Annotated in this window: 21 protein-coding genes and 1 tRNA gene; 15 read left to right on the forward strand and 7 right to left on the reverse strand. The window is 55.9% G+C overall.

Annotated elements, in window-relative coordinates:
* Positions 1-28 precede the first annotated feature (28 nt).
* Positions 29-2,065, reverse strand: a complete 2,037-nt coding sequence (gene rpsA / locus J8E65_RS06405; protein ID WP_210374808.1) for a 30S ribosomal protein S1 — start codon at positions 2,063-2,065, stop codon at positions 29-31.
* Positions 2,066-2,263: 198 nt separating this feature from the next.
* Positions 2,264-2,950 (reverse strand): (d)CMP kinase, encoded by a 687-nt coding sequence (gene cmk, locus J8E65_RS06410; RefSeq protein ID WP_210374809.1) that lies wholly within the window; start codon positions 2,948-2,950, stop codon positions 2,264-2,266.
* A gap of 56 nt (positions 2,951-3,006) precedes the next feature.
* On the opposite strand from cmk, the gene J8E65_RS06415 reads away from it, so the two are divergent.
* Positions 3,007-3,609, forward strand: coding sequence for a TrmH family RNA methyltransferase (locus J8E65_RS06415; RefSeq protein ID WP_210374810.1), 603 nt, complete (start codon positions 3,007-3,009; stop codon positions 3,607-3,609).
* Here J8E65_RS06415 and gltX read toward each other — a convergent pair.
* Positions 3,551-5,047 carry a glutamate--tRNA ligase gene (gene gltX / locus J8E65_RS06420; protein ID WP_210374811.1) on the reverse strand — a complete coding sequence of 499 codons (1,497 nt, stop codon included), beginning with the start codon at positions 5,045-5,047 and terminating at the stop codon, positions 3,551-3,553. The two genes, J8E65_RS06415 and gltX, sit on opposite strands and share 59 nt — an antisense overlap.
* Positions 5,048-5,243: 196 nt before the next feature.
* Here gltX and J8E65_RS06425 point away from each other — a divergent pair, with 196 nt between their 5' ends.
* The 5 genes from J8E65_RS06425 to J8E65_RS06445 all read left to right on the forward strand — a co-directional run bounded on the left by J8E65_RS06425 (position 5,244) and on the right by J8E65_RS06445 (position 11,625).
* Positions 5,244-7,292, forward strand: a complete 2,049-nt coding sequence (locus J8E65_RS06425; RefSeq protein ID WP_210374812.1) for a peptidylprolyl isomerase — start codon at positions 5,244-5,246, stop codon at positions 7,290-7,292.
* 1 nt (position 7,293) lies between these two features.
* Entirely contained in the window at positions 7,294-8,160 is an 867-nt protein-coding gene (locus J8E65_RS06430; protein WP_210374813.1) for a peptidyl-prolyl cis-trans isomerase, read from the forward strand.
* Positions 8,161-8,203: 43 nt separating this feature from the next.
* Complete coding sequence (locus J8E65_RS06435) at positions 8,204-9,577, forward strand: peptidylprolyl isomerase (protein ID WP_210374814.1); 1,374 nt, start codon at positions 8,204-8,206, stop codon at positions 9,575-9,577.
* 8 nt (positions 9,578-9,585) lie between these two features.
* On the forward strand, positions 9,586-10,596 hold the full coding sequence (locus J8E65_RS06440) for an AAA family ATPase (RefSeq protein WP_237181711.1): 1,011 nt from the start codon (positions 9,586-9,588) through the stop codon (positions 10,594-10,596).
* A gap of 153 nt (positions 10,597-10,749) precedes the next feature.
* Positions 10,750-11,625: a ferredoxin--NADP reductase gene (locus J8E65_RS06445; protein WP_210374815.1), complete on the forward strand. Its 876-nt coding sequence runs from the start codon at positions 10,750-10,752 to the stop codon at positions 11,623-11,625.
* 124 nt (positions 11,626-11,749) lie between these two features.
* Here J8E65_RS06445 and J8E65_RS12720 read toward each other — a convergent pair whose 3' ends face one another.
* A complete protein-coding gene (locus J8E65_RS12720) occupies positions 11,750-11,971 on the reverse strand; it encodes a thioredoxin family protein (protein ID WP_415663081.1) in 222 nt (73 codons plus the stop codon).
* Between the two features lie 347 nt (positions 11,972-12,318).
* On the opposite strand from J8E65_RS12720, the gene J8E65_RS06455 reads away from it, so the two are divergent.
* The 6 genes from J8E65_RS06455 to J8E65_RS06480 all read left to right on the forward strand — a co-directional run bounded on the left by J8E65_RS06455 (position 12,319) and on the right by J8E65_RS06480 (position 18,384).
* Positions 12,319-13,767, forward strand: coding sequence for a CHRD domain-containing protein (locus J8E65_RS06455; protein WP_210374817.1), 1,449 nt, complete (start codon positions 12,319-12,321; stop codon positions 13,765-13,767).
* Between the two features lie 118 nt (positions 13,768-13,885).
* Positions 13,886-14,542 (forward strand): metal-dependent transcriptional regulator, encoded by a 657-nt coding sequence (locus J8E65_RS06460; RefSeq protein ID WP_210374818.1) that lies wholly within the window; start codon positions 13,886-13,888, stop codon positions 14,540-14,542.
* Complete coding sequence (locus J8E65_RS06465) at positions 14,515-15,462, forward strand: metal ABC transporter solute-binding protein, Zn/Mn family (protein ID WP_210374819.1); 948 nt, start codon at positions 14,515-14,517, stop codon at positions 15,460-15,462. The genes J8E65_RS06460 and J8E65_RS06465 overlap by 28 nt, the downstream gene beginning before the upstream one ends.
* Complete coding sequence (locus J8E65_RS06470; RefSeq protein ID WP_237181712.1) at positions 15,459-16,202, forward strand: metal ABC transporter ATP-binding protein; 744 nt, start codon at positions 15,459-15,461, stop codon at positions 16,200-16,202. The genes J8E65_RS06465 and J8E65_RS06470 overlap by 4 nt, the downstream gene beginning before the upstream one ends.
* A gap of 3 nt (positions 16,203-16,205) precedes the next feature.
* Positions 16,206-17,282 (forward strand): metal ABC transporter permease, encoded by a 1,077-nt coding sequence (locus tag J8E65_RS06475; protein ID WP_210374820.1) that lies wholly within the window; start codon positions 16,206-16,208, stop codon positions 17,280-17,282.
* Complete coding sequence (locus tag J8E65_RS06480; protein WP_210374821.1) at positions 17,266-18,384, forward strand: metal ABC transporter permease; 1,119 nt, start codon at positions 17,266-17,268, stop codon at positions 18,382-18,384. Before J8E65_RS06475 ends, J8E65_RS06480 begins: the two co-directional genes overlap by 17 nt.
* Here the strand turns inward: J8E65_RS06480 and J8E65_RS06485 are convergent.
* On the reverse strand, positions 18,377-19,858 hold the full coding sequence (locus J8E65_RS06485; RefSeq protein ID WP_210374822.1) for a glycoside hydrolase family 32 protein: 1,482 nt from the start codon (positions 19,856-19,858) through the stop codon (positions 18,377-18,379). The two genes, J8E65_RS06480 and J8E65_RS06485, sit on opposite strands and share 8 nt — an antisense overlap.
* An 87-nt stretch (positions 19,859-19,945) precedes the next feature.
* On the opposite strand from J8E65_RS06485, the gene J8E65_RS06490 reads away from it, so the two are divergent.
* Together J8E65_RS06490 and J8E65_RS06495 are read left to right on the forward strand one after the other, a co-directional pair.
* Positions 19,946-20,584, forward strand: a complete 639-nt coding sequence (locus J8E65_RS06490) for a hypothetical protein (protein WP_210374823.1) — start codon at positions 19,946-19,948, stop codon at positions 20,582-20,584.
* A 15-nt stretch (positions 20,585-20,599) separates the two neighbouring features.
* Positions 20,600-21,637 carry a hypothetical protein gene (locus J8E65_RS06495; protein ID WP_210374824.1) on the forward strand — a complete coding sequence of 346 codons (1,038 nt, stop codon included), beginning with the start codon at positions 20,600-20,602 and terminating at the stop codon, positions 21,635-21,637.
* An 83-nt stretch (positions 21,638-21,720) separates the two neighbouring features.
* Here the strand turns inward: J8E65_RS06495 and J8E65_RS06500 are convergent.
* Positions 21,721-21,793, reverse strand: a tRNA-Lys gene (locus J8E65_RS06500).
* Positions 21,794-21,922: 129 nt separating this feature from the next.
* Between J8E65_RS06500 and J8E65_RS06505 the strand changes: the two genes are divergently transcribed.
* Entirely contained in the window at positions 21,923-22,798 is an 876-nt protein-coding gene (locus J8E65_RS06505) for a DMT family transporter (protein ID WP_237181714.1), read from the forward strand.
* Here J8E65_RS06505 and J8E65_RS06510 read toward each other — a convergent pair whose 3' ends face one another.
* Positions 22,799-24,745 carry a DNA gyrase/topoisomerase IV subunit B gene (locus tag J8E65_RS06510; RefSeq protein WP_210374825.1) on the reverse strand — a complete coding sequence of 649 codons (1,947 nt, stop codon included), beginning with the start codon at positions 24,743-24,745 and terminating at the stop codon, positions 22,799-22,801. It lies immediately after the preceding gene.
* Between the last annotated feature and the right edge of the window lie 4 nt (positions 24,746-24,749).

The raw sequence follows: 24,749 nt of genomic DNA on the forward strand, positions 1-24,749 counted from the left end.
GCCCTGTGCAAGGTTTTACGTTGCCGTTTCAGGTCTCCGTTTTCTTATCGTTCTCTGCGTGCTCCTCAGGGGTTTCCGCAGCGTCTGGCTTTACTTCCTGCGCTGCTTTTTCGGCAGCTTCAAGTTGCGCCTTCAGGTCCTCCAGGCCGCTTAATTCAGCCAGGGTTGTTGGCCCTGTCGTGGCTTTACGTTGATACTCCCGCACAGCCTGCTCTTGCTGTTTGCGTTCCTCGCGTCGCCGCTGTTCTTCTTCGGCACGGCGTGCTTCTTCTTCGGCCCGTTGTTTAGCCAGTTCGCTCAGCACAATTTCTTTTTGCGACGCGTCGAAGCGAATCACCCGGAGAGCAAGTTCTTGACCAGGCTTGTAGAATTCCTGAAAGTTTTTGCTTTGCTTAAGCTCGCTGGCGGGCACAAACGCTTCAACCCCCAAGGGCAACTCGACAACCAGTCCGCCTTCCTCATGACGCACAACTTTCGCCGTGTGGTCAGTGCCTTCCGCATAGACCAAAGCAAAGTCGTTCCACGGGTTGGTTTGGATCTGCTTGTGGCCCAGCGAGATGCGTTGATTCGCTTCGTCAATCTCCAGCACCACTACGTCCAGTTCTTGGCCCTTTTTCACCACCTCGTTGGGGTGCTGGATGCGCCGCGTCCAGGATAGGTCGCTGATGTGCACCAAGCCATCAATACCCGGCTCGATTTCGACAAAGACGCCAAAGTTGGTAATGTTGCGCACTTTGCCGCGGAGGATCGTACCTGGTGGATACCGCTTGGCAATCCCTTCCCACGGATTGGGCTCCAGCTGCTTCATGCCCAGCGAAATCTTGCGGTTCTCACGGTCGATGTTGAGGATTTTTACTTTAACCAGCTGTCCTAGCGATACCTTCTGGCCTGGATGGCGGACGTGGTCGGTCCAGCTCATCTCAGAAATATGCACCAAGCCCTCAATCCCCTTTTCCAGCTCCACAAAGGCACCGTATTCTGTGATCGAAACCACTTTGCCTTCGACCACATCGCCTTCCTTGTACTTCTCGTCGATATTCTCCCAAGGATGCGGCAGGAGCTGCTTCAGGCCCAAGGAAATGCGCTGGCGTTCTTTGTCGTAGTCGAGCACGACCACATTGAGTTTTTGGCCAAGCTGCACCAGTTCTGAGGGATGCGACACCCGTCCCCATGACAGGTCTGTGATGTGCAGCAGGCCATCCACCCCTCCTAGATCAATAAAGACGCCAAAGTCAGTGATGTTCTTGACAGTGCCTTCGAGCACCTGGCCAGGCTCCATCTTAGAGAGGATCTCCTCCCGCTGCTTTTGCAGTTCTTTTTCGACAAGCGCCTTGTGCGAAATAACCACGTTTTCGTTGGCTGGATTGATTTTGACAATCTTGAATTCCATGCGCTTGCCGACGTAGGCATCAAAGTCGCGCACCGGGCGCACGTCGACTTGTGAGCCAGGCAGAAAGGCCTCTAAGCCATCGAAGATTTCCGCAATCATGCCGCCCTTAATGCGGCGCAAGATGGTGCCTTCGATGATCTCTTCGTTATAATAGGCCTGCTCAACACGCTGCCAGCGGCGAAGTCGATCGGCTTTCGTCTTCGAGAGCAAGAGCTGCCCCTGTGCATCTTCTAATTTTTCGATGTAGACCTCAACCTCGTCACCTGGCTTAATTTCAGCCGTGCCGAACTCGTTAAGGGGCACAATGCCCGAACTTTTAAAGCCGATGTCGATGATCACTTCTTTCTCGCCCACCGAAAGGATACGTCCTTTAACGATTTGCCCTTCCTGAACAGCCGAGAAGCTTTGCTCGATCTGCTGGCGCAGTTGTTCATGGAAGGGATCTACTTCACGGCCCTGCTGCAGCTGTTGCAGCTCCTCTAGCTTTACCACCCGACCTTTTACCTCACCCCGGTAGCCCGTCACTGCAGGAGCTGTAGCAGCTGCCTGAACTTCAGCTTGAGGAGCTTCGGGGGTTGCTTCTTCGGACGCCTCGGCGGCTGCGTGAACGGGTTCTGTCGTCTCGGGCACGCTGGTCTCAGAGACCTCGGTTGCTTGCTTCTGCTCTTCTGCCATAGGTTTCTCCGGAGGCAAGACTCGGGCCTTTATGGAGAAGCGAGCCTCACTTCCTGTTAGGGTTTAGTGTACCCGCTCGGGCTTCTCCGCCACACCGAACGGGCCGGTTTACGGGTTTTAAGGTTAACGACGCGCGGGCTTTTAAATCAACAACCAGAGGCCCGCAGCTCTGGTTTCTACGTCGAAGATCAGACGCTGCTAAACGTGCAAGCGGCGCTGGCGTTCCCGTACGAGTTCATAAACGCGCTGCACTTGCTCTTCAATTGTTAGTGCCGTGGTATCCAGCTCGACGGCATCTTCAGCTTTGCGCAGCGGAGCCAGTGCCCGTTCCTGGTCGCGTGCATCTCGCTCTAGTACCTCGCGGAGCACGACCTCAAGCGGTAAGCGCTGGCCACGCGCGGCCAGCTCTTGTTGGCGTCGCCGCGCTCGCTCGTGGGGATCAGCTACCAAAAAAACTTTCACTTCTGCTTCAGGGAACACCACCGTGCCAATATCCCTTCCGTCCAGCACCACGCCGCCGTAACGCTGCGCCCAAGTGCGGCCAATGCGTCGCTGCTCTTCAAGCAGACGCGCGCGCACCTCAGGCCAGGCGCTAATTAGGCTAGCTGCACGGCTGACTTCAGGAGCACGAATGGCTTCCGTCACTTCCTCACCGTTTAGCCAAAGGCGTACCTGCGTACCGTCCCATACCACCTCGAGTTGGATTGTCGTGAGCACCTCAGACGCGCGCGCTCTATTCAGCGTTGGATCCTGGCGCAGCAAGGCCAGGGCTAGGGCCCGGTACAAGGCCCCGGTATCCAAATAGGGATAACCCAAACGCGCTGCCAGCCGACGGGCGGTTGTGGTTTTACCAGCGCCCGCCGGCCCATCGATGGCCACAATCACGCGGAACCTCCAAAGCTTGCGTTAATTCTTGGTCTGCGGTTTACACGCACGGTCCTATGCGTAAGTTGTTGCACCATGAAATCCCGCGTCCAGATCCGGACGCGCTGCGTCAGCTGCCTCGACATCCCATTGTAGTTGTACTGGACAACATTCGCTCCATATACAACGTCGGAGCTATTTTTCGCACAGCCGACGCGGCCCGCATTGCCCACGTATACCTCACCGGAATTACGGGCACGCCTGAGCATCGGCAACTGCACAAGACAGCCCTGGGAGCGGAATACACTGTACCGTGGACGTACGTGCACGACCCCACCGTGTTGGTGGAAAACCTGCGCCAGCAAGGCTACTGCATTGCCGTTTTGGAGCTAACGGATTCCCCCACCTACACGCATCAAGTGCCCGACGATGTGTTTCCACTGGCGCTCATCGTAGGGCATGAGCTTTACGGCGTCCAGCCGGCCTTGGTGGAAAAAGCGGACTTAGCTCTAGAAATACCCCAATTTGGCAGTAAGCAGTCACTCAATGTGGCCGTAGCTTTTGGCATTGCTGTTTTTGACTTGGTGCGTCATTATCGTCGCCTACAAGGGGATCCGCTCTTTAACCCAGCACCTCGGCTGCCCGACGGAGCCGCCGCACGCACGCCTCCTTCCCAATGACGTCCATCATAGCAAACAGACTCGGTCCAAACGATAACCCACTAATCGCTAGTCGGGTCGGATGAATGATTTCGGCCGCTTTCATGCCCCGCTCCTCGGCCAGCGTTCGCAGCGCCTCTTCAGCGGTTTCGGCATTAAAATCGTTCAGCTGCTCCAATCGCTCTGCGTAGACCCGGACCAATTCGGCGGTGTGTGGCTTCCAGTACTTTTGCACCCCCTGCGGCTCGTAGCTCATCGGATCTTCATAGAAAAAGCGACAAAACGTGGCTAGCTCTTCGACAAACGTAATGCGCTCTTGCATGAGCGCTGCCACCCGCTGCACATATGCTTCTTCAGCTTTTATGCCGTGCTTTTCCAAGTACGGAAGGGCCTTGCGGGCCAATTCTTCAACCGACAAACGGCGAATAAACTGCTGGTTATACCACTGGAGTTTGTCTAAGCTAAACTGAACCCCAGAAGGCCGCACGCGGTCAAGCGAAAAAGCTTCAATCAACTCCTCCAGCGTAAAGACTTCCTGCTCGGTGCCAGGATTCCAGCCCAGAAAAGCCAAGTAATTCACTAGTGCAGCGGGTTCATAGCCCAACTCCCGGTATTGCCGCACCAGCACCGGAATACCCAAGGCATCGGCACTGCGCTTAGAAAGTTTACCGCCTTTAGGACTTAAAATGAGGGGCAAGTGGGCCATCTGGGGCATTTCCCACCCTAAGTACTGGTACAGCAAGACATGCTTAGGCGTCGACGAAAGCCACTCTTCACCTCGAATAACATGCGTAATACCCATCAGATGGTCATCGACAACATTTGCCAAGTGGTAGGTAGGCATGCCGTCCGACTTGAGCAGGACTTGGTCGTCAATCTCAGCGCTTTCGAAAGCGACCCAACCGCGAATCAGGTCATAAAAGCGAATCGTCTCACGGCGCGGTACCTTAAGCCGAATGACGTAAGGTGTGCCCTCAGCCAACAGGCGCTCCACTTCCTGCGCTGGCAGCGTGAGCGAATTACGCATACTCATGCGCGTAATCGCATCATACTTAGGGGATGGGTTGCCGCTTTTTTGAAGCCGCTGCCGCATTTCCTCAAGCTCTTCGGGCGTGTCGAACGCATAATAGGCATGGCCAGAGGCGACAAGCTGCTCGGCGTACTGGCGATAAAGGGCTTTGCGCTCTGACTGCCGATACGGAGCACACGGACCGCCTACGTTCGGGCCTTCGTCATAGGTTAGGCCAGCCCACTGAAGCGAAGCGATGATGTCTTCTTCGGCACCAGGCACATAGCGCTCCTGGTCGGTATCCTCAATGCGCAGAATGAATTGCCCCCCATGCTTGCGCGCAAACAGAAAGTTATATAGGGCTGTACGCAAGCCGCCAATATGCAAAAACCCCGTAGGGCTGGGGGCAAACCGCACGCGCACAGAACCGCTCGGCACAGCTGTTTCCATACGAAATCCAAAGGCTTTTTCGTTGGGATACTGTCGCTTCGCAAAATACGCAGGAGCTAAAACGTTCCATAGGGAAAATTACGCAAACGTGCACTACCAAAGGCGTTGCACCTGCAGCGCGCGTTCCCTAAGTTTGAGGGTTCTTTTAGTTCTGAGGGTAGCGTTTCCTATGAAAAATCTTTGGGGAAAATTGGCTATGCGTACGCTTGGCTTTGTCGCAAGCCTCTTTGGATTGCTTTGGGCAGGCTGTGGCCTGCTGCGCAGTAGCTCGACGCCAGAGACCGTGGTAGCCATAGCTGGCACAGAAACCATCGACCTAACGCGTTTTGAAACCCAGTATGCGCGCACGGTAGGCGACCGCATGGCCGCTGCAGACGACTCCCTAGAAGCCTATCGGGATTTCCTAGAGCGTTATATCAACTACCGCCTACGCGTACAAGAAGCCCGCGCTCGAGGCTATAACCAGGATTCTGCCGTCGTAGCCGAAGTGCAAGCCTATCGGCTGGACTTAGCCCGTAATCACTTTCTGCGCCAAGAGGTCATTGAACCCTTGCTGCGCGAAATGTACCGGCGCATGCCCGACATGGTGGACATTAGCCACCTTTTCGTACGCATCCCTCCTGACGCTACTCCAGAAGACACCCTGGCCGCTTACCAACGCATTGCAGCCTTGGTCGACTCTATCCGCCAAGGGGCTGACTTTAATGAAATCGCCTTTCGTCACTCTGATGACCCTTCGGCCCAGTCCCCCCGCACCGCTCCAGGAGGCTGGGGTCACATTGGCTGGATCAAGATGGGGCGCATGATTGAACCCATGGAAACCTACGCTTATAACACGCCCGTAGGCAGCATTTCGCCTATTTTCCGGACGCGTTACGGCTACCACGTGCTCAAAGTGCACGATCGCAAACCTGCGCCCGACGACGTGCGTGCTGCGCACATTATGCTTACGGTCGCCCCTTCGGCCGAAGACTCGGCCCGTGCGCGACGCACGCTTGACAGCTTACGTCAGCTGGTGCAAAACGGACAGGCCGACTTTGCCGAACTGGCCCGCCAGCACTCTGCCGACTGGCGTACCAAAAGCGCTGGTGGCGACCTAGGCTACTTGAGTTTTGCTCAACCCATGCCCATTGCCGTGCGTGACGCCATCTTTGGGCTCCGCAACGTAGGCGACCTCTCCGATATCGTGGTTACGCCCTTTGGGTTACACCTCTTTCAGCTTACCGGCCGCAGGCCCATGCCTCCTACCTACGAAGCTGCGTACGACACGCTACTCAACGTTGCCGAACAGCTCGGTCGGCTGGAAGAAGCCCGCACGCGCCTGGCCGAACGCCTACGGCGGGAGTTGAACGTGCGGCTCGATACCACCCAGCTTTTCTCGCTACTTGCACTGGGTCCTCACCCCGATTCTATAGCAAACCGACTGGCCCGGCAGGACTGGGCAAACATTGACCGCTCCCGTTCCGTGGCCCGCATAGGCGACTCAACGTTAACATTGCATGCCTTTGTCGCATACGCCAATGCGCGTAACCTGCTGCACCGCACCTCGCGCCGCGATACCCTGGCCGAAGCGCGCCTATTGCGCGCAGCCGACCAGTTTTTAAACGATCAAACCATTACCTACGCGGCCCTTAAGCGCGCCCAGCAAAGCCCAGACTTCCAACAACTCATGCAAGACTTTGTCGATGGCCTCTTGGCCTTTAAGTTTATGGAGGAGGCTGTCTGGAAAGTAGCTGAACGCGATACAGCAGGCCTGCGTGCCTATTGGGAAGCCCATGCCGCAGAATTTACCTTCCCAGAGCGCACACGCCTGATTGGATTTCACAGTGCCAGCGATTCGCTCCTAAGGATCCGCGTCTACGAACCGCTTCAGGCTGGAAGCCCAGTGGCACAGCTGATTGCCACGCTGCAAGCCGACACCAACGCCAGTATCCGTATCGATACGGTTTACATCGAGCGTCCCACCGGCTCGTTTTACGACCGGGCCTTATCGCTCCAGGCCGGACAGGCAACCGAACCATTCCGTTACTGGAACGGTACCCTGGTGCTCTATAACGACGGTAAAGAACCACCGCGGCCCAAAACCTTCCAAGAAGCACGGGCTGATGTATTAAGCGCTTACCAAAAGGTGCTGGAAGAGCGCCTAAACCAAGAGCTGCGGGCGCGCTACGGGGCACGCATCTTTACAGAACGGCTTCAAAAAGCTTTTGCCGCTGAACGTCAAACCCTGGCAGCTACGCCTTAGCATGAGGCCACATATCATGCTCTGCATAGGGCTCCTTGGGGCAGCCGCCTGCCAAAAGGCTGCCCCACCGCCGGATGTGGTTGCCCGCGTAGGAAATGCATACCTGACACGGGCCGACGTGGCACGCGCGATCGCATTACTCCCTGTGCAAATGGACTCCACCGAGGCCAGCCAACAGGTTATTGAGCAGTGGATTACCAACCAACTTCTGTATCAGGAAGCGCTGCAACGCGGCTTACGCGAGGACCCCAACGTCCGTCGCCTGCTCGAAGAAAACGAGCGCTCGGTGCTGATCAACGCCCTGCTGGAACAACTTTACCAAGAAGAAGAGCGCTCGCCTGAAAATCAGCTTTCACCGGCTGAGGTGCAGGCTTACTACGAGCGTAACCGCGAGCAATTGCGGCTTCAAGAGCCTTACGTGCGCTTACGCTACCTGCACACCCCAAATGCAGAAGCTGCCCAAACTGTTCACCGCGCACTGGCGCAGGCTACCCCTAGCGAGATCGACTCGCTTTGGCAAGCGCTTGTTGAGCGCTACGCCCAAAATCCTGATGAAGCCCAGCTGCTGGCCAGGCGATATCTGCCCGAATCTCGTCTTTTTACAGCCGCTGTGCTGAGTCCTTTACGGGAGGTCTTAGCACGCCTGCGCAACGGCGAGCTGGCTCCAGTGATCCAGATCAATGGCCACTATCATGTCTTGCAGCTTGCTGAACGCTTACCGACCGGCACCATACCCGAACTGTCGTGGATGTATGAAGAAGTTGCCCGGCTGGCCCAAATTCAATCTAGGAAACAGATCTATGCCCGCCTGGTTCAACGGCTGCGTAACGAAGCCCAAGTGCGCGGCGAGCTGGAACGGTACCCGTAGTGCGCCCCGCCCGTCTGATCCGCCCACCCTGCGCAAACTACCCATGCATTGGATGCTGCTACTCCTGCTGCTGTGCGTGCCTGCGGCCCAAGCCCAGTCGCTTACCAATGACGCTGTGTTGGATGAGATTGTAGCCGTTGTAGGCGATAAGCTCATCTTGCGCTCTGAAGTTGATGGGCTCCTGCTTAGCTTTCTGCAGCAGCAACAGCAACCCTACTCCGATGAACTCTGGCTGGAAGCGCTCAATCAGCTCATCGACCAAAAAGTGCTGGCTGAACATGCCCGGCGCGACACAACCATTCAGGTTTCCGACGACCGGGTAAATCAAGCCCTAGAGGAACGACTCAACCAGTTGATGCAACAGGTTGGCGGCCAGGCCCGCTTAGAGGCACTCTATGGTAAAACCCTAACGCAGCTTAAAGCAGAACTGCGCGAGGACTTTCGCGAGCAAATGCTGGCCGAAACCTTTCGCAACCGAAAGCTGCAGCAAATCCACATTACTCCCTCAGAGGTGCGTGCTTGGTTTGCCCAGTTTCCAGCCGACTCGCTTCCTACCCTTCCTGACTTGGTGCGACTTAGCCATATTGTACGCTATCCGCGTCCTTCCGAAGCTGCCCGCCAAGAAGCCTTTGAAATTGCCACTGCTATACGAGACTCCATCATCAGCGGCCGCTCTAGTCTTGAAGCGATGGCCCGGCGTTTCTCTGAAGACCCTGGCTCAGCCAGCGCTGGCGGCCACATTCCCGACACCCGCCTGGGGGACCTGGTACCAGAATTTGCCGCTGTCGCATCCCGCATCCCTATTGGAGAAATCTCTCAGCCGTTTGAAACACCTTTTGGCGTCCATATCCTGCGCGTCAACCGCCGCCAGGGGGATGTGATCGACTTTCACCATATTCTGATTCGTATTGACGATAGCCAGGCTGATCCTGCGCCGGTACTTGCCTACCTGAAAGCTGTGCGCGATTCCATTCTCACCTATAATCTGCCGTTTGGCCTAATGGCTCGCCGCCATTCAGAAGAGGCCAGTACTGGACCGCAAGGCGGCCGCGTGGTTGATCCACGCACCGGGGAACGCGACCTCGTGCGCAGCGCACTAGACCCTACCTGGCAACGCACCATCGATACACTTCAGGTGGGAGAAATCAGCCACCCTGCAGAGGCGGTACTGCTCGACGGCCGCCGCGCTTACCACATCGTACGCCTAGATGCATTCATCCCTGCTCATCGCGTCGGCCTGGAGACCGACTATGCCCGCATTGAACAACTCGCGCTGCAGGACAAACGCAATCGTGTAATGCGCCAATGGCTAAACGAACTCCGACGATCGGTCGTTATCTGGCTCCACGGCAAAGCCAAAACGTTGGCTGAGCGCTATCCCCATAAAATCCTGATTCCTACCTTAGCTCAACGGTAAGCGTATCTATGTCTGTAGCTGCTCCACGCATGCGGCATAGCGAAGATCCCTTAGCAGCCCTGCATGAGGCTTACGTGCGCCTACGAGAGGAAATCGCCAAAGTAATCGTTGGCCAAGAGGCCATCATCGAACAGCTTGTCGTATGCCTGCTGGCCCGAGGTCACGCTCTACTCATCGGAGTGCCTGGCTTGGCCAAAACCTTGCTCGTACGCACGCTGGCACAAGCCCTTGATCTGAAATTTAGCCGTATCCAGTTTACCCCCGACCTGATGCCCAGCGACATTACGGGAACCGAAATCCTTGAAGAAGACCGCACCACGGGCCAGCGGCTGTTTCGCTTTGTGCGTGGACCTATTTTCGCCCATATCGTATTGGCCGACGAAATTAACCGTACTCCGCCGAAAACCCAAGCTGCCCTGCTCGAAGCAATGCAAGAGTATCACGTAACAGCAGCTGGACAGACCTTTCCCCTTGAGCTTCCCTTTTTCGTACTCGCTACCCAAAACCCTATCGAACAAGAAGGCACCTACCCACTCCCCGAAGCACAGCTTGACCGCTTTATGCTAAACCTGTGGCTGGACTACCCTTCTTTTGAGGAAGAAGTGGCCGTTGTGCGCAATACAACAGCCACGCCACCACCGGCAGTCGACCCTGTCATCAGCCGCGAAGAGCTGCTAGCGTTTCAGGAGTTGGTGCGCCAGATTCCCGTGGCCGACCATGTAATTGAGTATGCAGTGCGCCTCGTGGCCCGCACACGTCCAGGCCGCCCCGAGACGCCTGACTTTATCAACACCTATCTAAGCTATGGCGCTGGCCCCCGAGCCTCACAGTACTTGATTCTAGGCGCTAAAGCCCTAGCAGCCCTAGAAGGCCGCGCTACCCCACTGATTGCAGACGTCCGCCACTTGGCGGTGCCTGTCCTACGCCACCGCGTCGTCACCAATTTTAACGCCGATGCGGATGGCATTTCAGCTGTCGAGCTCATCCAACGCCTACTTGATACGCTACCCGAAACGTAAAACCATACGCGTTGCCCCCAACCATACTTTGCTACAAAAAAGCGCTTTTAAAAAAGGAATAAGACTTGACACAAAAGCCCCAGAAGCTGTATTGTGGACTTAAAGGTACGCTTCCGCGAAAAGCCACCTTCATGATTCACCTAACGCAGAAGTATGTCTACGGCTAAGTTTTGTCGCGTGCGCCTTGTTGAGCGTATTGACTTTACCGAGGATCTGGCCTTGTTCCGTTTTCGGCCTGAAGAGCCGGTAGTTTTCACCCCTGGCCAATATGCCACGTTGGCTTTAGAAGTCAAGGGGAAATTGGTTCCCCGCGCCTACTCCATCGTGTCGGCGCCTCATGAACCCGAACTCGAATTTTTTATCGAGCTTGTGCCACACGGCGAACTCACCCCACGCATCTGGGAACTCCGTGAAGGCGACGAAATGTGGATGCGCCGGAAAATCGTCGGCCATTTTACACTGCAGACGCAGCGCACCCGACACCTGATGCTGGCTACGGTGACCGGCATTGCCCCGTACCTGAGCATGATCCGTGCGCAACGGCATGCTATTGAACAGGGCGAAACCTCACCCCACCGCTTTCTCGTCATTCATGGCGCCAGCCGCTCAAAAGAGCTGGGGGTTTATCTAGACGAGCTGCGCACCCTGGCCCAACAGAATGACTGGCTGACCTACGTGCCCACCATTAGCCGTCCGTGGGAAGACCCTGACTGGCAAGGGGAAACGGGCCGCGTGGACGACGTGATCCGCAAATACTTGGATGCCGCAGCAGATTTTGGGCCGGAAACTGCCGTGGCTTATGCCTGCGGCCACCCCCAAATGATTGAAAATGCCCGTGGTATTCTGCGTCGCGCTCGGTTTGCTGATGCGTTTATTCGGGAAGAGCAGTACTTTGTGCAAAAAAGCTCCGAAAAGCCAACCCCTCAAGCTCCCTCTTCTACCGCTATGCCGGCGGATCGGCTGCCCCCAAATGCACGCCCTATGCCTGCTGTAGGCAAACTTCCTCCGCGTACAGGCTCTTCTAGCTAAGCTGGCATTTTTCCAGGATCTTAGCCAGCTCAGCACCTACTGCTTCATACCATGCAATCAGTGCCTGCGCGAGCTAATGGGCGTTGCCCCCTGTCGCTTTTACCAACCCCGCAGCGCTTGGGCTTCAGCCGAACACAGCCCCATTGGAAAAAGCTTGGCACCCTGGACAGTAAAAGCACTGGAGAACGCTCCATACGCCCCGCGTAAGGGAGCGATCCATAAGGTCCAAATGCTCGTCGCAGCGTAAGATGCGCAGGCAAATGTACGGATGCTGACGTGGCGCTGCCACAAGAACGGGCAAACAATACGCAAAATCAACGCACCAGTCCTTCGGAGCACCATCCAGAACTGCGGTCGCGAGAGGATTGCAAACGCTTGCTTAAGGCGGGCAGAAGGACGGTACCCTTGGGTCACACGCTGCGCACGCATTGCAATGCCGGCAGAGCAGAGAGCGATGCGTCTGAGCATCCATGCCGTCTAGGAGCTGCTCTGTTGCTGCTTTCCAGGCAACGACATAAGCCTCGTAGGTTAATCCTTGCTGCAACCGTCGAAGAATTTCTTGAGGGGCATATCTTTTTGGAAAAAGACGCTCTGCAAACGCTGCAAGCTTCGAATCGTTTGTGCGTAGGCATAAGCTGCTGCTCGGGTACTGTTAAACCGTAGGGCTTCACATCCACCCAACTTTTAAAAGCCATGCAAACACCTTACACTATTCTGAGCGGGCTGCTTGTTATGCTGCTAGCTGCAGCTCCCCTCCAAGCCCAAACCTTTTTTACCGCCATACTAACCCCAGACCAAGAAACCAGCAGCGTGACCAGTGGTGGCCGTGGTACAGCCGCTATGGCCCTAACCGAAGAGGGATTGCAGTTCATTGTAACCGTTGATGGGTTAACTGGACCAATCCAAGCAGCACACTTTCATCGGGCACCTGCTGGGCAAGACGGTCCCGTAGTCCGTGCCATCCCGTTCGAAGGCAGTACGGCCCAGGGCGTTTGGCGCCCTACCGATGCACAGCCGCTCACAGACGAACTGATCCAAGCCTTGCTGGCCGGGGAGCTCTATGTCAATGTACACACCGCTCAGTACCCGGCCGGAGAAATCCGCGGCCAGATTCGCTTAGCCAGCGGTACAGCCCTTAGGGCAAGGCTAACCCCTAGCCAAGAAAGCCATGATGTAATGAGTAATGGTTATGGCGTTGCTGAGCTGACGTTTACCCCAGCAGGATTGGTCTACCACATTACGGTTGTCGATCTAAGCGGTCCGGTTCAGGCAGCGCACTTTCATTATGGTGCAGCAGGGGTCGACGGCCCTGTGGTACATCCCATTAGCTTTAGCGGGAACCAGGCTTCCGGCGTTTGGACCAATCTTCCAGACTCACTCATTGTGGCCCTGCTTACAGGCCACCTATACCTAAACGTACATACGACCCAGTACCCAGCCGGAGAAATCCGAGGACAAGTAGAGCTAGCCGAAGGTATAAGCGCAGCTGTTTTGTTAGATCCTTCCCAAGAGACCAGTAGCGTCACAAGTAGTGGCCGCGGCACAGCATTCTTAACCTTGACTGAAGCTGGACTGGTGTATCACATTACGGTAAGCGACCTTACAGGACCCGTGCAGGCAGCACACTTTCATCGGGCACCTGCTGGGCAAGACGGTCCCGTAGTCCGTGCCATCCCGTTCGAAGGCAGTACGGCCCAGGGCGTTTGGCGCCCTACCGATGCACAGCCGCTCACAGACGAACTGATCCAAGCTTTGCTGGCCGGGGAGCTCTATGTCAATGTACACACCGCTCAGTACCCGGCCGGAGAAATCCGCGGCCAGATTCGTCCACGTCAGCTTGTACTTACATCCATCGAACCCGTTGAGGGCACTCCCCCTACTCTCTTAGAGCTGCACCCGAACTATCCGAATCCGTTTCGGGAAAAAACAACGATCACCTTTGAACTCCCGCAAACGATGCCTGCCACGCTGGCCATCTATAACCTACTGGGTCAACGCATAGTAACTTTGGTTGATGGCCAGCTTCCAGCCGGACGCTACGAAGTGGTTTTTGAAGCCTCCACACTGCCAGCTGGACTATACCAGTATCGCTTGGAAACACCTCAGGGCATTCAAAGCCGTACGCTTATGCACTTGCGCTAAGCTGCAGCGCCTACAGCTAAAAAAGTGCCCCGCACAGGCGGGGCACTTTTTTAGCGCTTGCATTTTGTTTTAGGTTTTCCTAAATTATAGTCTGGTTCTAATCATCGGTGCATTAAAAATGCTTACTGAATCTCAAGAGGATTACCTGAAACAGATTCTCCTCTTAGGCGAAGGGGAGCCGGTATCGACCACGACACTGGCAGAGCGGTTGGGCGTGCGGCCGGCTTCGGTAACCGGTATGCTACAAAAGCTGTCGGCCATGGGTTTGGTCGAGTATCGGCCTTACCAGGGGGCACGGCTAACAAGTCCGGGTTATCGCATAGCGGTTGAACTCTTGCGTCATCACCGTTTGATTGAAACGTTTTTGGCTGAGGCTTTAGGGTATGACTGGCACGAAGTGCACGACGAGGCCGAACGTCTGGAGCACGTCATCAGTGAACAGTTGGAGGCGCGCATTGCCGAATGGCTAGGGCATCCTGAGCGCGATCCCCATGGAGATCCGATTCCGACGCCTGAGCTAACGTTTCCGCCGCTTGAATCGGGGTATCCTCTTGCTGCAGTGCCTGTACCCGCAACGGTTCGGATTGTGCGCGTGCGCGCGCAAGACCCCGATGCACTCAACCTACTTGCTCGGTTGGGCTTGCGCCCAGGCGTTGTCTTGCGCTTGATCGAGCACACCGCTTCTGGCGTGCGTTTAGCCGTAGGCGAAGAGCGCTTTCTCTTACCCAACGAGCTTGCTGCTGCAATATGGGCCGTAGTAGAAGTTACCTCTTAGGGTGGTGGGCTGTCGGCTGCGTCTTGTTTCTGGCCGCCTGCCAAGCTACCAGGTCGCGACCTGAGGGCAAGCTGCAGGTGGTAGCCACCACGTCGATTGTAGCCGACCTAGCACGTCAGCTTGGCGGCGAGGCTGTGCAGGTCGTTGCGCTTATGGGCCCTGGTATTGATCCGCACCTTTATCGAGCTAGCGAAGGCGATGTAGCGCGCATGCAGCAAGCCGACCTCATTTTGTATAACGGGCTGCATTTAGAGGGCAAAATGGCCGAGGTTTTTGCCCGTATGCAGGCGCTTGGGCGCCCGACCCTAGCGGTAGCTGAATGCATCCCCGACAGCCTGCGGCTTACGGCTTCAGGCTTTGGGGGTACCTACGATCCGCATGTGTGGATGGACGTGCGGCGCTGGCAACACGCCGCCCGCTGCGTAGCCGAAACGTTTGCTCGCATAGACACGGGCCGCGCAGCCATCTACCAAGAGCGTCTGCAGGCCTATCTTATCGAAATGGAGCAAACCGACGCCTACGTGCGGCAACGCTCAGCTGAACTGCCTTCCGATCATCGGGTACTGGTGACCTCACACGACGCCTTCCGCTATTTTGCCGATGCCTATGGCTGGGAGGTTCGTGGACTTCTGGGCGTTTCAACCGCCTCCGAAGCTGGAGCAGCCGATGTGCAAATGCTCGCAGATTTTATTGTCGCCAAGCGCCTGCCAGCCATCTTCGTAGAAAGCTCCGTCCCGGAACGCTACCTCAAGGCGTTACAAGAGGCCGTAGCTGCACGCGGGCACACCGTACGCCTGGCCGGCCCCCTCTATTCCGACGCTTTAGGCGATCCCCAGACGCCTGCAGGTACCTACACAGGCATGGTTCGTACCAACATCGATACGATTATTGAGGCCCTGCGTACTGCACAGACACCATGATGTGGGCTATTGAAATTGAAGACCTAACGGTGGCCTACCAGCAAAGGCCTGTGCTTTGGGATATTGATGCAGCAATCCCTGTGGGGCAGATGACGGCCGTTGTGGGACCTAACGGCGCGGGGAAAAGCACCCTGCTCAAGGCAGTGCTGGGCATTGTGCGCCCAGTAGCCGGTCGCATTCATGTGCTAGGAAAACCTTTTCAGCCTCGCGAACGCCGGGTAGCTTATGTGCCCCAACGCGCTGAACTGGACTGGGACTTCCCGGCAACAGTCTTCGATGTAGCCTTAATGGGGACTTATGGACGTCTGGGGTGGCTGCGACGTCCTGGAAAAACGGAACGGGCCCTAGCGCAGGCTGCTCTGGAGCGCGTTGGCCTAGCCGAGCTCGCCAACCACCCCATTGGTCAGCTTTCGGGAGGCCAACAGCAACGCGTGCTGTTGGCCCGAGCACTCGCCCAGGAAGCGGATATTTACCTACTCGATGAGCCTTTTCAAGGTGTAGATGCGCCCACCGAGGCAGCATTGCTCGATGTGCTACACTGGCTTAAAGCGCAAGGTAAAACCATAGTTATTGTGCATCACGACTTGTCGACCGTAGCAGAGTACTTTGACTGGGTGGTGCTGTTGAACGTACAGTGCATCGCCTGCGGACCAATCCGCGAAGCATTCACTCCCGAGAACCTTCGCCGCACCTATGGTGGGCGGACGGTTGTTGCTGCAGAAGAGCCCAGAGCCTTCTAGATCATGGACTTTACGCTGCGCGTTGTTATGACGGGGTCAGCCTTGTTAGGGCTGATCTCAGGTGCACTGGGAACGCTAGCTGTGCTTCGACGGCAAGGACTGGTTGGGGATGCGGTCTCGCATGCAGCACTCCCAGGCATTGTGCTCGCCTTTTTGATCAGCGGCTCAAAGGCACCTGTGGTGCTACAGCTTGGTGCAGCCGTAAGTGGTACGCTAGCGCTACTATGGGTACAAGCTGTGCTGCGCACCACGCGCGTACGCTTCGACGCCGCCCTGGGTATGGCCCTGGCTGTGTTTTTTGGCATGGGCGTCGTACTTCTTTCCTTCGCCCAGCACACTGCCGGCGCCGCTCAAGCAGGTCTCGATCGCTTTTTGTTTGGTCAAGCGGCCACATTGCTACGTACAGACCTTGTGGTGATGGCGGTCGCAGGCGCTACGGTATTTGCCCTGGTTGTTGCTTTATGGAAAGAGCTGAAACTAGTACTGTTTGATGCCGATTACGCGCGTGCTTTGGGCTTACCTGTGCGCCAGCTCGAAACGCTGCTCATCGCAGTACTGGTCGTGGCTATTGTGATCGGCCTCCAGACGGTTGGTGTCGTGCTTATGAGCGCCGTGCTGGTAGCACCTGCAGCTGCAGCACGCCAGTGGAGCAGCCGCTATGGCCGGGTCTTTTTGCTGGCCGGCCTTTTTGGCCTACTTAGTGGCGCTACAGGAGCCTGGCTGAGCAGTCTGGCGCCCCGACTGCCGACTGGCCCCATCATCGTGCTGCTCCTAACGCTTTTTGCCACCATTTCCCTTTTTATTGCGCCCGAACGCGGCTTGTTTTGGCAGTACTGGAAACGACAGCGTGCAGCACGTAGTGCACAGCAAGCGGTACTTGCGGTACTTCGTGAGCTAGAACGGCGTCATCCCCATGCTGGCCGCCCCCACCCGGCCTCCAGTATTCAAGCTATACTGGGACCAGAGATTCCTGTAAGCTCGATTTTGCGCCAACTAGAGCGCCGCGGGCAGGTGCAGCATGAGCCTGGTCGCGGCTGGCGCTTAGCAGATAGCCGTTCGGAAGATGAGCCCCGCGCTTGAAATCCAGCTTGTTGCTGTGCTGACGGCCATGGCATGTGCCTTACCTGGGGCCTTCCTGGTCATGCGTCGCATGAGCCTGGTTAGCGATGCCATTAGCCATGCCGTCCTGCCCGGCATCGTGGTTGGCTTTCTCCTAACGCATAGCTTGCATCATCCTTTACTGCTTCTATTAGCGGGAGCAGCTGGGTTGCTCACCGTTTATCTTATTGAGCTTTTAGAAAAAACGGGCCGCCTGCGAGAAGACGCAGCCATTGGATTGGTTTTTCCAGCACTTTTCAGCATAGGCGTGCTGCTCATTGCCCGTTTTGCTGGACAGGTGCATCTCGATACCGATGCTGTGCTGCTAGGAGAGCTGGCTTTTGTGCCTTTTGATCGGCTGCAGTACTTGGGCTACGACCTGGGTCCAAGGGCGTTGTGGACCATGGGTGGCTTGTTTTTTTTGAACCTACTCCTCCTTAGCCTGCTCTATAAAGAGCTCACGCTGGCCACCTTTGATCCAGCCCATACGGCCGTGATCGGCTTTCGCCCCGCAGTGTTGCACTACCTGCTCATGGGTATGGTAGCAGTGACCATTGTTGCCGCCTTTCACGCAGTAGGTGCTATTTTGGTCATTGCCCTGATGATTGGTCCGCCGGCTACTGCTCTACTGCTGGCTCGCCGGATGCCGACTTATCTGCTCTACAGCGTCCTAGGCGGGGTGCTTAGTGCCGTGCCCGGCTATGGCTTGGCCTGGCTTCTGGATGTGTCGATTGCCGGCTCGATGGCCACAATGGCCGGCGTGCTCTTTGGGGTTGTCTGGCTCGTTGCCCCTGAAAGTGGTCTTTGGGCACGTTGGTATCGCCACCGAAAGCAACAGCTGGAGTTCGCTTTGGACCTGCTGCTGCTGCACCTGTTGCATCACGAACAACAAGCTGCCGCTTTGGAGGAACGTCATCCAACCACGTTACCTCAGCACCTGAACTGGACCGAAGCCGTTCTTCAACGCGTCCTCAAAGCCGGAGAGCAGCAGGGCCTACTGTACATAACTTCTGGCGAGGTGCACCTGACCGAAGCCGGCCGGCGGCGTGCTCAAAACCGGTTGGAAACGCTTAAGCCTACATAGCTTTCCACCCCGACGCCAGCTCCCAGGCCTCCAACGACACCAAATGCGCCTCGCCCCCTTCTGCAAACATTACCACCCCCTCGCTTTCTGGTTTAGGGAAAATCAGTTCTGTAAACACCACCTGACCCTCGCCGGCAAACACCTCAACCGAAGACCAATCTACAAACACGCGTAGCCGCAGCTTACCTTCCTCAAGTGGCAGCTTTGCTTCTTTCCGAGTAGCAAACTTCGGGTGAAAAGCTACCAGGCCGGAGCGCTTGCGGTCTACAAAAATGCGCTGCGTAGCTACCTCGTAACCGATCACCGTCTCCTCCCCTTCCCCTACACGTACCTTTAATCCCACCACACGTGCTTTGCCCACAACAAACGCCGCAATCAGCTCTAGCGTCTTCCCTTGTATCGCAAGCCGCTGCTCACCTACGATAGGCTGATTTTCTATAGCCCAGTACCGCTGCCTCAACGTGCTTAAGCTCGGAACAGGCGCCTGCACCAGGTGCAATCTGCCACCGATGCGCCGTAAGCTTACCCGCCGAGCTAGGCTGAGCTGCCCACGCCATGGGCTTGTGGGAATAGCATGGGCATAAAGCCAGTTGTTCATCCACCCCACCCACAGTCGATACAGGTCCTCCCCAGGTGCCCCAAACCAGGTAATGGCAGCGTAAAAGTCAGCCCCGTAGTCCACCCAGCGGGCATGCGCCTGGCCTACGGCGACAGGCTCTTCTGGCGTAAAGCGGCTGCCATCAAAATAGCCAATGAAATACTGGCTACCTGAGCCCCCTGTTGGTCCCCCAGGATTCACGTCCACTTTGAGCACCCAACGCACCGAGCCAGGCTCTCCTTCGACGAGCAGCGGAAACAAGTCTGGGCATTCCCATACCCCTTCTACAGCACCTGCTGGACCAAACGTGCTCCGTAGCGTCCATTCCTTGAGGTTCTTCGAGGCATAAATCTGTATTTTTCGTGCCGCTGCCAAAGCCACAACCATAATCCATTGAGCTTCAGGCGCATGCCAAAACACCTTAGGGTCCCGAAAATCACGTTCACCAATGTCTAACACCGGATTGCCAGCATAGGGGATCCAGCTTCGACCTCGATCGAGGCTGTAAGCTAAATGCTGCGCCTGTTTTTCCATGGTCTTATAATGACCAGTATAAATAGCGACCAGTGGGGGGTTGTCCAGGGTGCCCAAACCACTGGTATTGTAGACATCCAAGACCGCGCTTCCGGAAAAAATCATTACCTCATCTGTCTCCCAAAGAGCGACAGGCCAGTGTTGCCAATGCACCAAATCACGGCTGACCGCATGGCCCCAACTCATATGCCCCCATTGATCTCCCAAAGGATTATGCTGATAAAAAAGGTGATATAGGCCATGTGCATAGACCAGCCCGTTGGGATCATTCATCCAGTTGCGCTCAGGCGAAAAGTGGTACTGGGGACGATAGCGTTCTTGATAGTAGGTTATCGCATTCATATAGTTTGGCATCAAAGTTGTTTTATTTTTGCTTTGCCTATTTAATCGCACCTCTAGGTATCCTCCAACCCATAAAGCCTTAGCGCCATGGCATCTCATATTGACCTTTCTTACCGCCCGGAGACTTATTTTACCTTGAGCCTCCGGGACCAGCTGCTGCAGGAGCTGTCGACTTCTGCACTGCGCAGAAAGTTAGCTCCTCAAATTGACGCCCTGCTGCGTGAGGGTCGCAAGGAAGAAGCTATCGCCCTTGTGCGTTCGGTTACAAAGACGGAGCTGCAGATGGGCTTCTTCATCCATCCCATGTTCATGGGAGGCGCGTATCTTCCCCCACGAGAACCGGACGAAGTCGAAATTGCCCGGGTTACGCTCCGATCAACAACTTACGATGTAGCTGCCATTTATGCTCGACGCGACGGGTCACAGATTCACTACCGTTTCGTCGACGAATATTATGATCACGATTGGCTCGAAGATCTCAGATTCCAGGGAGAACACACTTCAACGCTACCTTTAACCCTGGGGGAAGTTGCTGATATATTCTACTACGAATACCTATGGCGCATCCTTCGGGAAATAGATTGGCGTAACCTACAAGAGGCGCTGGATTTCTTCTGGGCTGAGTCTTCTTTCTATCCAGATTTAGATGAGGCTTTGCATCAGGTGGCAAGCGAGGATCTCAAATCCCTTTTTCCAGAGGAAGAGGAGGATGAAGAGGATGAATAAAACCAAAGCAGACCTATGCATATCGGACAGCAAACCATAGCCTGGCTCCACCAAATGCTGACCGGGGGCGATCGCGCTTTGTCAGCATCATTGCCCGAAGGATTTCGCTGGTGGCCCAACAATCACGCGCAAACGATTGCGATCGTTGGCGAAGAACGTGGACCTGAGGGCGAGGCTGGTTTTTTGATTGGAGTACGCACGGAAATGCTTCGCGGCTTGGTGCTCAACGACACTGCGGCTGCAGCGCTCAATACGCTGGTTATGCCGTTTGCCTCGCTCTCTGGTCCGGTGTACGATCCGGAAACCCAAACGCTGAGTTTGTGCACACTCGCGCGCATTTACGATCACATTGCGACGTGGATGCGCGTGCTGCTTAGGGCAGCTGCCTGGATGCAGGCTGCAGAGGCACCTGTCTGGGCCTCTGCCCTGGCCCAGTTGTTGCCGGCACAAGAGGCGCTCGCTCCTACCTCTCACCAAGAGTCGCAGCAACAAGCCTCCGCCCGGCATGCTGCGTTTATCCAAGAGCTTCTGAAAGTAGGTAAGCACCCTTACTGGCGGCCTATAGAATTTCAAATGCTGCATCAGCAGTTTTTGCAGCGGCCGCCTGTTGTGTTCGCCACGGTAGACCGGATGGGCGTAGGCATCGAGTTTCCCTTTGGCCAAAAAGAAACTTCCTTATGCGAGATCCTGGCTGACCAGCCTCACCCCCGCTATGGCTATGGGCTTTTTTTGTTGCAGTCATTTCCTGCCTACGACCTAACAGAACAACAAGGCATCCGGCTCGCCTTCGAGCTCAATGCCCTTGAGCTCACAAGTCAAGTGATCGGTTATGGCTTTGGAAGCTATGTCTTCCGAGACAGCACGCTATACTTTACTGCCTTTTTTCCCAATCTGTTGTACCGGCATGACCTGTTAGCCAACCTTTTTTTCTCCTGCGCAGCGCGTGCTCAAGCCATTTCGCTACGCTTAACGGGATGCCCTTGGACGGAAGCGTCCTTTCGCGTATCCCGCTCTGCTATCGGCCGGATGCTTGGCCGCTTTCGGGGAAAGTAGTTCGATGACCGGACAACGTTGTTGGAGAAAAGATTTACGCTTGAAGACGAGTAGACCAAGCGCTTCTGCTGCGCTGGGCTTCGTAGGTCCGGGGGGACTCGAACCCCCAACCCGCTGATTAAGAGTCAGCTGCTCTGCCAGTTGAGCTACGGACCTATGCGTTTTTCATGGCGTCGTTAAAACCTTAGGGCGCGCACTTCGTTCCCGTCCTGGATGCTGCAAAGGGGCTTGAGCAGACCGCTTTGCATACGGTTCACGTAAAGTGCTTTTAACTGCACGCACACCTTGGCTATTGCAACGGCTACGAGGCTTTCAAGCGGGCTGCGCTACATGATCGGCGCAGCCTTGATGTTTAGCCTAATGGGATTGTTCGTCAAAGTTGCTGGTGAGCGCCTTCCGAGTCAAGAGATTGTACTCATCCGCAGTCTGGTTACGTTAGGCTACAGCTACCTCCTGTTGCGTTGGGCAGGCGTCTCGTGGCGCGGACAGCGCACCGGTTTGCTCCTGTTACGCGGGCTGGTAGGGTTTTTCTCGCTCAGTGGCCTATATTTTGCGCTAACGCGCTTGCCCTTGGCCGACACCCTTGTGCTGCAGCAAACCAGCCCGGCCTTTACCGTCCTGCTTGCGGCGCTTTGGCTAGGGGAACCGGTAGGCCGGTATGAGCTCCTGGGCATTGCGTGTAGCCTAATCGGGGTAGTCTTCATCGCACGACCCGCATTTCTATTTAGGGAACAGACAGGAGGCTTAGACTTGCTGGGCGTCGGCGGTGCGCTGCTCAGTGCGATCTTTAGTGCTGCGGCCTACGTACTGGTACGCGAGCTGCGCCGCACTGAGCATCCTTTGACCATTGTGTTTTATTTTCCCTTGGTCGCTACTGTGGGCTCGCTGCCCTTAGCCCTTCCTACAGCGGTCTGGCCTTCTACGCTGGAATGGCTGGTGCTCATTGCCGGTGTAGGGCTCACCGCTCAGGTTGCCCAAGTTTGGATGACCAAAGGATTGGGCGAAGAGCTAGCTGGACGGGCCGTAGCGATGAATTACCTGCAGGTTGCGTTTGGCGTTTTATGGGGCGTGCTGTTTTTTGATGAAATGCCCTCGGCGTGGAGCTTTTTGGGCATGGCCCTAATTTTTGTAGGGACATGGCTGGCTGCTCACCAGAGATAATCACACGTCCAGTGCCTCGGCATCTACTCGGGCAGCATTCTCCATGATAAACCGAAAACGCATCGACACATCCCGGCCCATTAACTCGGCAATAGTTTGCTCGGTGAGTAAGCGTGCTGTCTCAGGAATTGTTACGCGCAACAAACGGCGTTTTTGCGGATCGAGCGTGGTTTCGCGCAGCGTATCGGGCATCATTTCACCTAGCCCTTTAAATCGCTGAATTTCGATCTGCAGGTTTTTGCGTTTCTTCTGAAGCTCTTGGAGAATGCGATCGCGGTCGGCATCGTCCAGTGCCCAGTAGGTCTCTTTGCCGGCATCAATGCGGTAAAGCGGCGGCTGGGCTACGTAGACGTGACCGTTTTCGATAAGCGGCCGCAGGTAGCGGTAGAAGAAGGTTAAAAGCAACGTCGTGATGTGATGGCCATCGGAATCGGCGTCCATCAGCAGAATGATTTTATGGTAACGCAGCCGATTAAGGTCAAGCTGATCTCCTAACCCGCAGCCAAGAGCCTGCACAATGTTGGCCAGCTCCTTGTTGTCTTCTACCCGGCGTAGTGAAGCTTGCTCAGCGTTGAGTACCTTACCCCGAAGCGGCAACACAGCTTGGAAGCGACGGTCACGGGCTTGCTTAGCACTGCCACCTGCCGAATCCCCTTCCACAATGAAGAGCTCGCACTCTTCTGGATTTGTCGAAGTACAATCTGCCAGCTTTCCAGGGAGGTTTAACCGATGGCTAACCGACGTTTGGCGGCGCACTGAGCGGGCAGCTGCACGACTAGCCAGCCGTGCTTTGGCTGCCTGAATAATCCGTGCCACAATCGCCTCGGCCATCGTGGGGTGCGCGTTGAGGAACTGTTCCAACTCCAAGCGGACAGCACCCAGTACCAGGGTACGCGCCTCTGGATTGTTTAGCTTTTCCTTTGTTTGCCCCTGAAACTGCGGCTCTACCATAAACAGGTTGATTACAGCCACCAGCCCCTCCCGAATGTCGTCGGCTGTGACTTCCAGGTTTTTAGGCAACAGGTCATGCGTTTCCATATAGGCCCGTACGGCACCGCGCACCGCATCTTTAAAGCCCTGCTCATGCGTGCCACCTTCAACCGTGGGAATGCCGTTCACAAACGATTTGATCAGCTCCTGGGGCGCCTCAGTCCACTGGAGCGCTACCTCTAACCTTGCTCCTGCACGGAGCTCTTCCTGAAGCAACACAAACGGCACAGCATGCACCACCCGGCTTCCCTGCTTGAGCACAAGCCGATGTAGGTAGTCCACAATGCCGCCTTGATGCTGGAATTCGTACCGTTCACCGCTGGTCTCATCCTTAAAGATGATCTTCAGGTTGCGGTTTAAGTAGGTTTTCACCTCAAGCTGCTCACGAATCCACTCCGCATCAAATGTTGTCGTTTCAAAGATTTCTGGATCAGGCCGGAAGTAGATGCTTGTCCCCGTACCCCGTGTATTTTCAGCGATGACCTTAAGCTTGGTTTTGGGTTTACCTCGTGCAAAACGCTGCTGGTAGGTTTTGCCGTCGCGGCGCACCGTAGCCACCAGTTCTTCAGAAAGGGCATTCACTACCGAAGCGCCTACCCCGTGTAATCCACCCGAGGTGATATAGTTTTTGCGGTCGAATTTTCCACCAGCATGCAGCGTGGTTAGGATGAGCTCTAGGGTGGGGATTTTTTTGACAGGATGTAGATCGACAGGGATGCCCCGGCCGTTGTCCGACACCGTTACGCTGCAGCCGTCGGCGTGCAGTGTAACCTCGATCAGCGAGGCAAAGCCATTGACGGCTTCGTCGACGGCATTGTCGACAATTTCCCAAAGCAGGTGGTGCAGGCCGGGCTTGCCCGTGCCCCCGATGTACATGCCTGGGCGTTTACGCACAGGCTCAAGGCCTTCCAGCACCTGAATGTCTTTGCCGGTATAGGTGGTGGTGACTTCAGCCATAGGC

The organism is Rhodothermus bifroesti (genome assembly GCF_017908595.1).
Lineage (GTDB): Bacteria > Bacteroidota > Rhodothermia > Rhodothermales > Rhodothermaceae > Rhodothermus > Rhodothermus bifroesti.

Coding starts and splice junctions, on each gene's coding strand:
- rpsA (WP_210374808.1), bottom strand. CDS start 2,065: ATGGCAGAAGAGCAGAAGCAAGCAACCGAGGTCTCTGAGACCAGCGTG.
- J8E65_RS06415 (WP_210374810.1), top strand. CDS start 3,007: ATGCGTAAGTTGTTGCACCATGAAATCCCGCGTCCAGATCCGGACGCG.
- gltX (WP_210374811.1), bottom strand. CDS start 5,047: ATGGAAACAGCTGTGCCGAGCGGTTCTGTGCGCGTGCGGTTTGCCCCC.
- J8E65_RS06425 (WP_210374812.1), top strand. CDS start 5,244: ATGCGTACGCTTGGCTTTGTCGCAAGCCTCTTTGGATTGCTTTGGGCA.
- J8E65_RS06430 (WP_210374813.1), top strand. CDS start 7,294: ATGAGGCCACATATCATGCTCTGCATAGGGCTCCTTGGGGCAGCCGCC.
- J8E65_RS06435 (WP_210374814.1), top strand. CDS start 8,204: ATGCATTGGATGCTGCTACTCCTGCTGCTGTGCGTGCCTGCGGCCCAA.
- J8E65_RS06440 (WP_237181711.1), top strand. CDS start 9,586: ATGTCTGTAGCTGCTCCACGCATGCGGCATAGCGAAGATCCCTTAGCA.
- J8E65_RS06445 (WP_210374815.1), top strand. CDS start 10,750: ATGTCTACGGCTAAGTTTTGTCGCGTGCGCCTTGTTGAGCGTATTGAC.
- J8E65_RS06455 (WP_210374817.1), top strand. CDS start 12,319: ATGCAAACACCTTACACTATTCTGAGCGGGCTGCTTGTTATGCTGCTA.
- J8E65_RS06460 (WP_210374818.1), top strand. CDS start 13,886: ATGCTTACTGAATCTCAAGAGGATTACCTGAAACAGATTCTCCTCTTA.
- J8E65_RS06465 (WP_210374819.1), top strand. CDS start 14,515: ATGGGCCGTAGTAGAAGTTACCTCTTAGGGTGGTGGGCTGTCGGCTGC.
- J8E65_RS06470 (WP_237181712.1), top strand. CDS start 15,459: ATGATGTGGGCTATTGAAATTGAAGACCTAACGGTGGCCTACCAGCAA.
- J8E65_RS06475 (WP_210374820.1), top strand. CDS start 16,206: ATGGACTTTACGCTGCGCGTTGTTATGACGGGGTCAGCCTTGTTAGGG.
- J8E65_RS06480 (WP_210374821.1), top strand. CDS start 17,266: ATGAGCCCCGCGCTTGAAATCCAGCTTGTTGCTGTGCTGACGGCCATG.
- J8E65_RS06485 (WP_210374822.1), bottom strand. CDS start 19,858: ATGAATGCGATAACCTACTATCAAGAACGCTATCGTCCCCAGTACCAC.
- J8E65_RS06490 (WP_210374823.1), top strand. CDS start 19,946: ATGGCATCTCATATTGACCTTTCTTACCGCCCGGAGACTTATTTTACC.
- J8E65_RS06495 (WP_210374824.1), top strand. CDS start 20,600: ATGCATATCGGACAGCAAACCATAGCCTGGCTCCACCAAATGCTGACC.
- J8E65_RS06510 (WP_210374825.1), bottom strand. CDS start 24,745: ATGGCTGAAGTCACCACCACCTATACCGGCAAAGACATTCAGGTGCTG.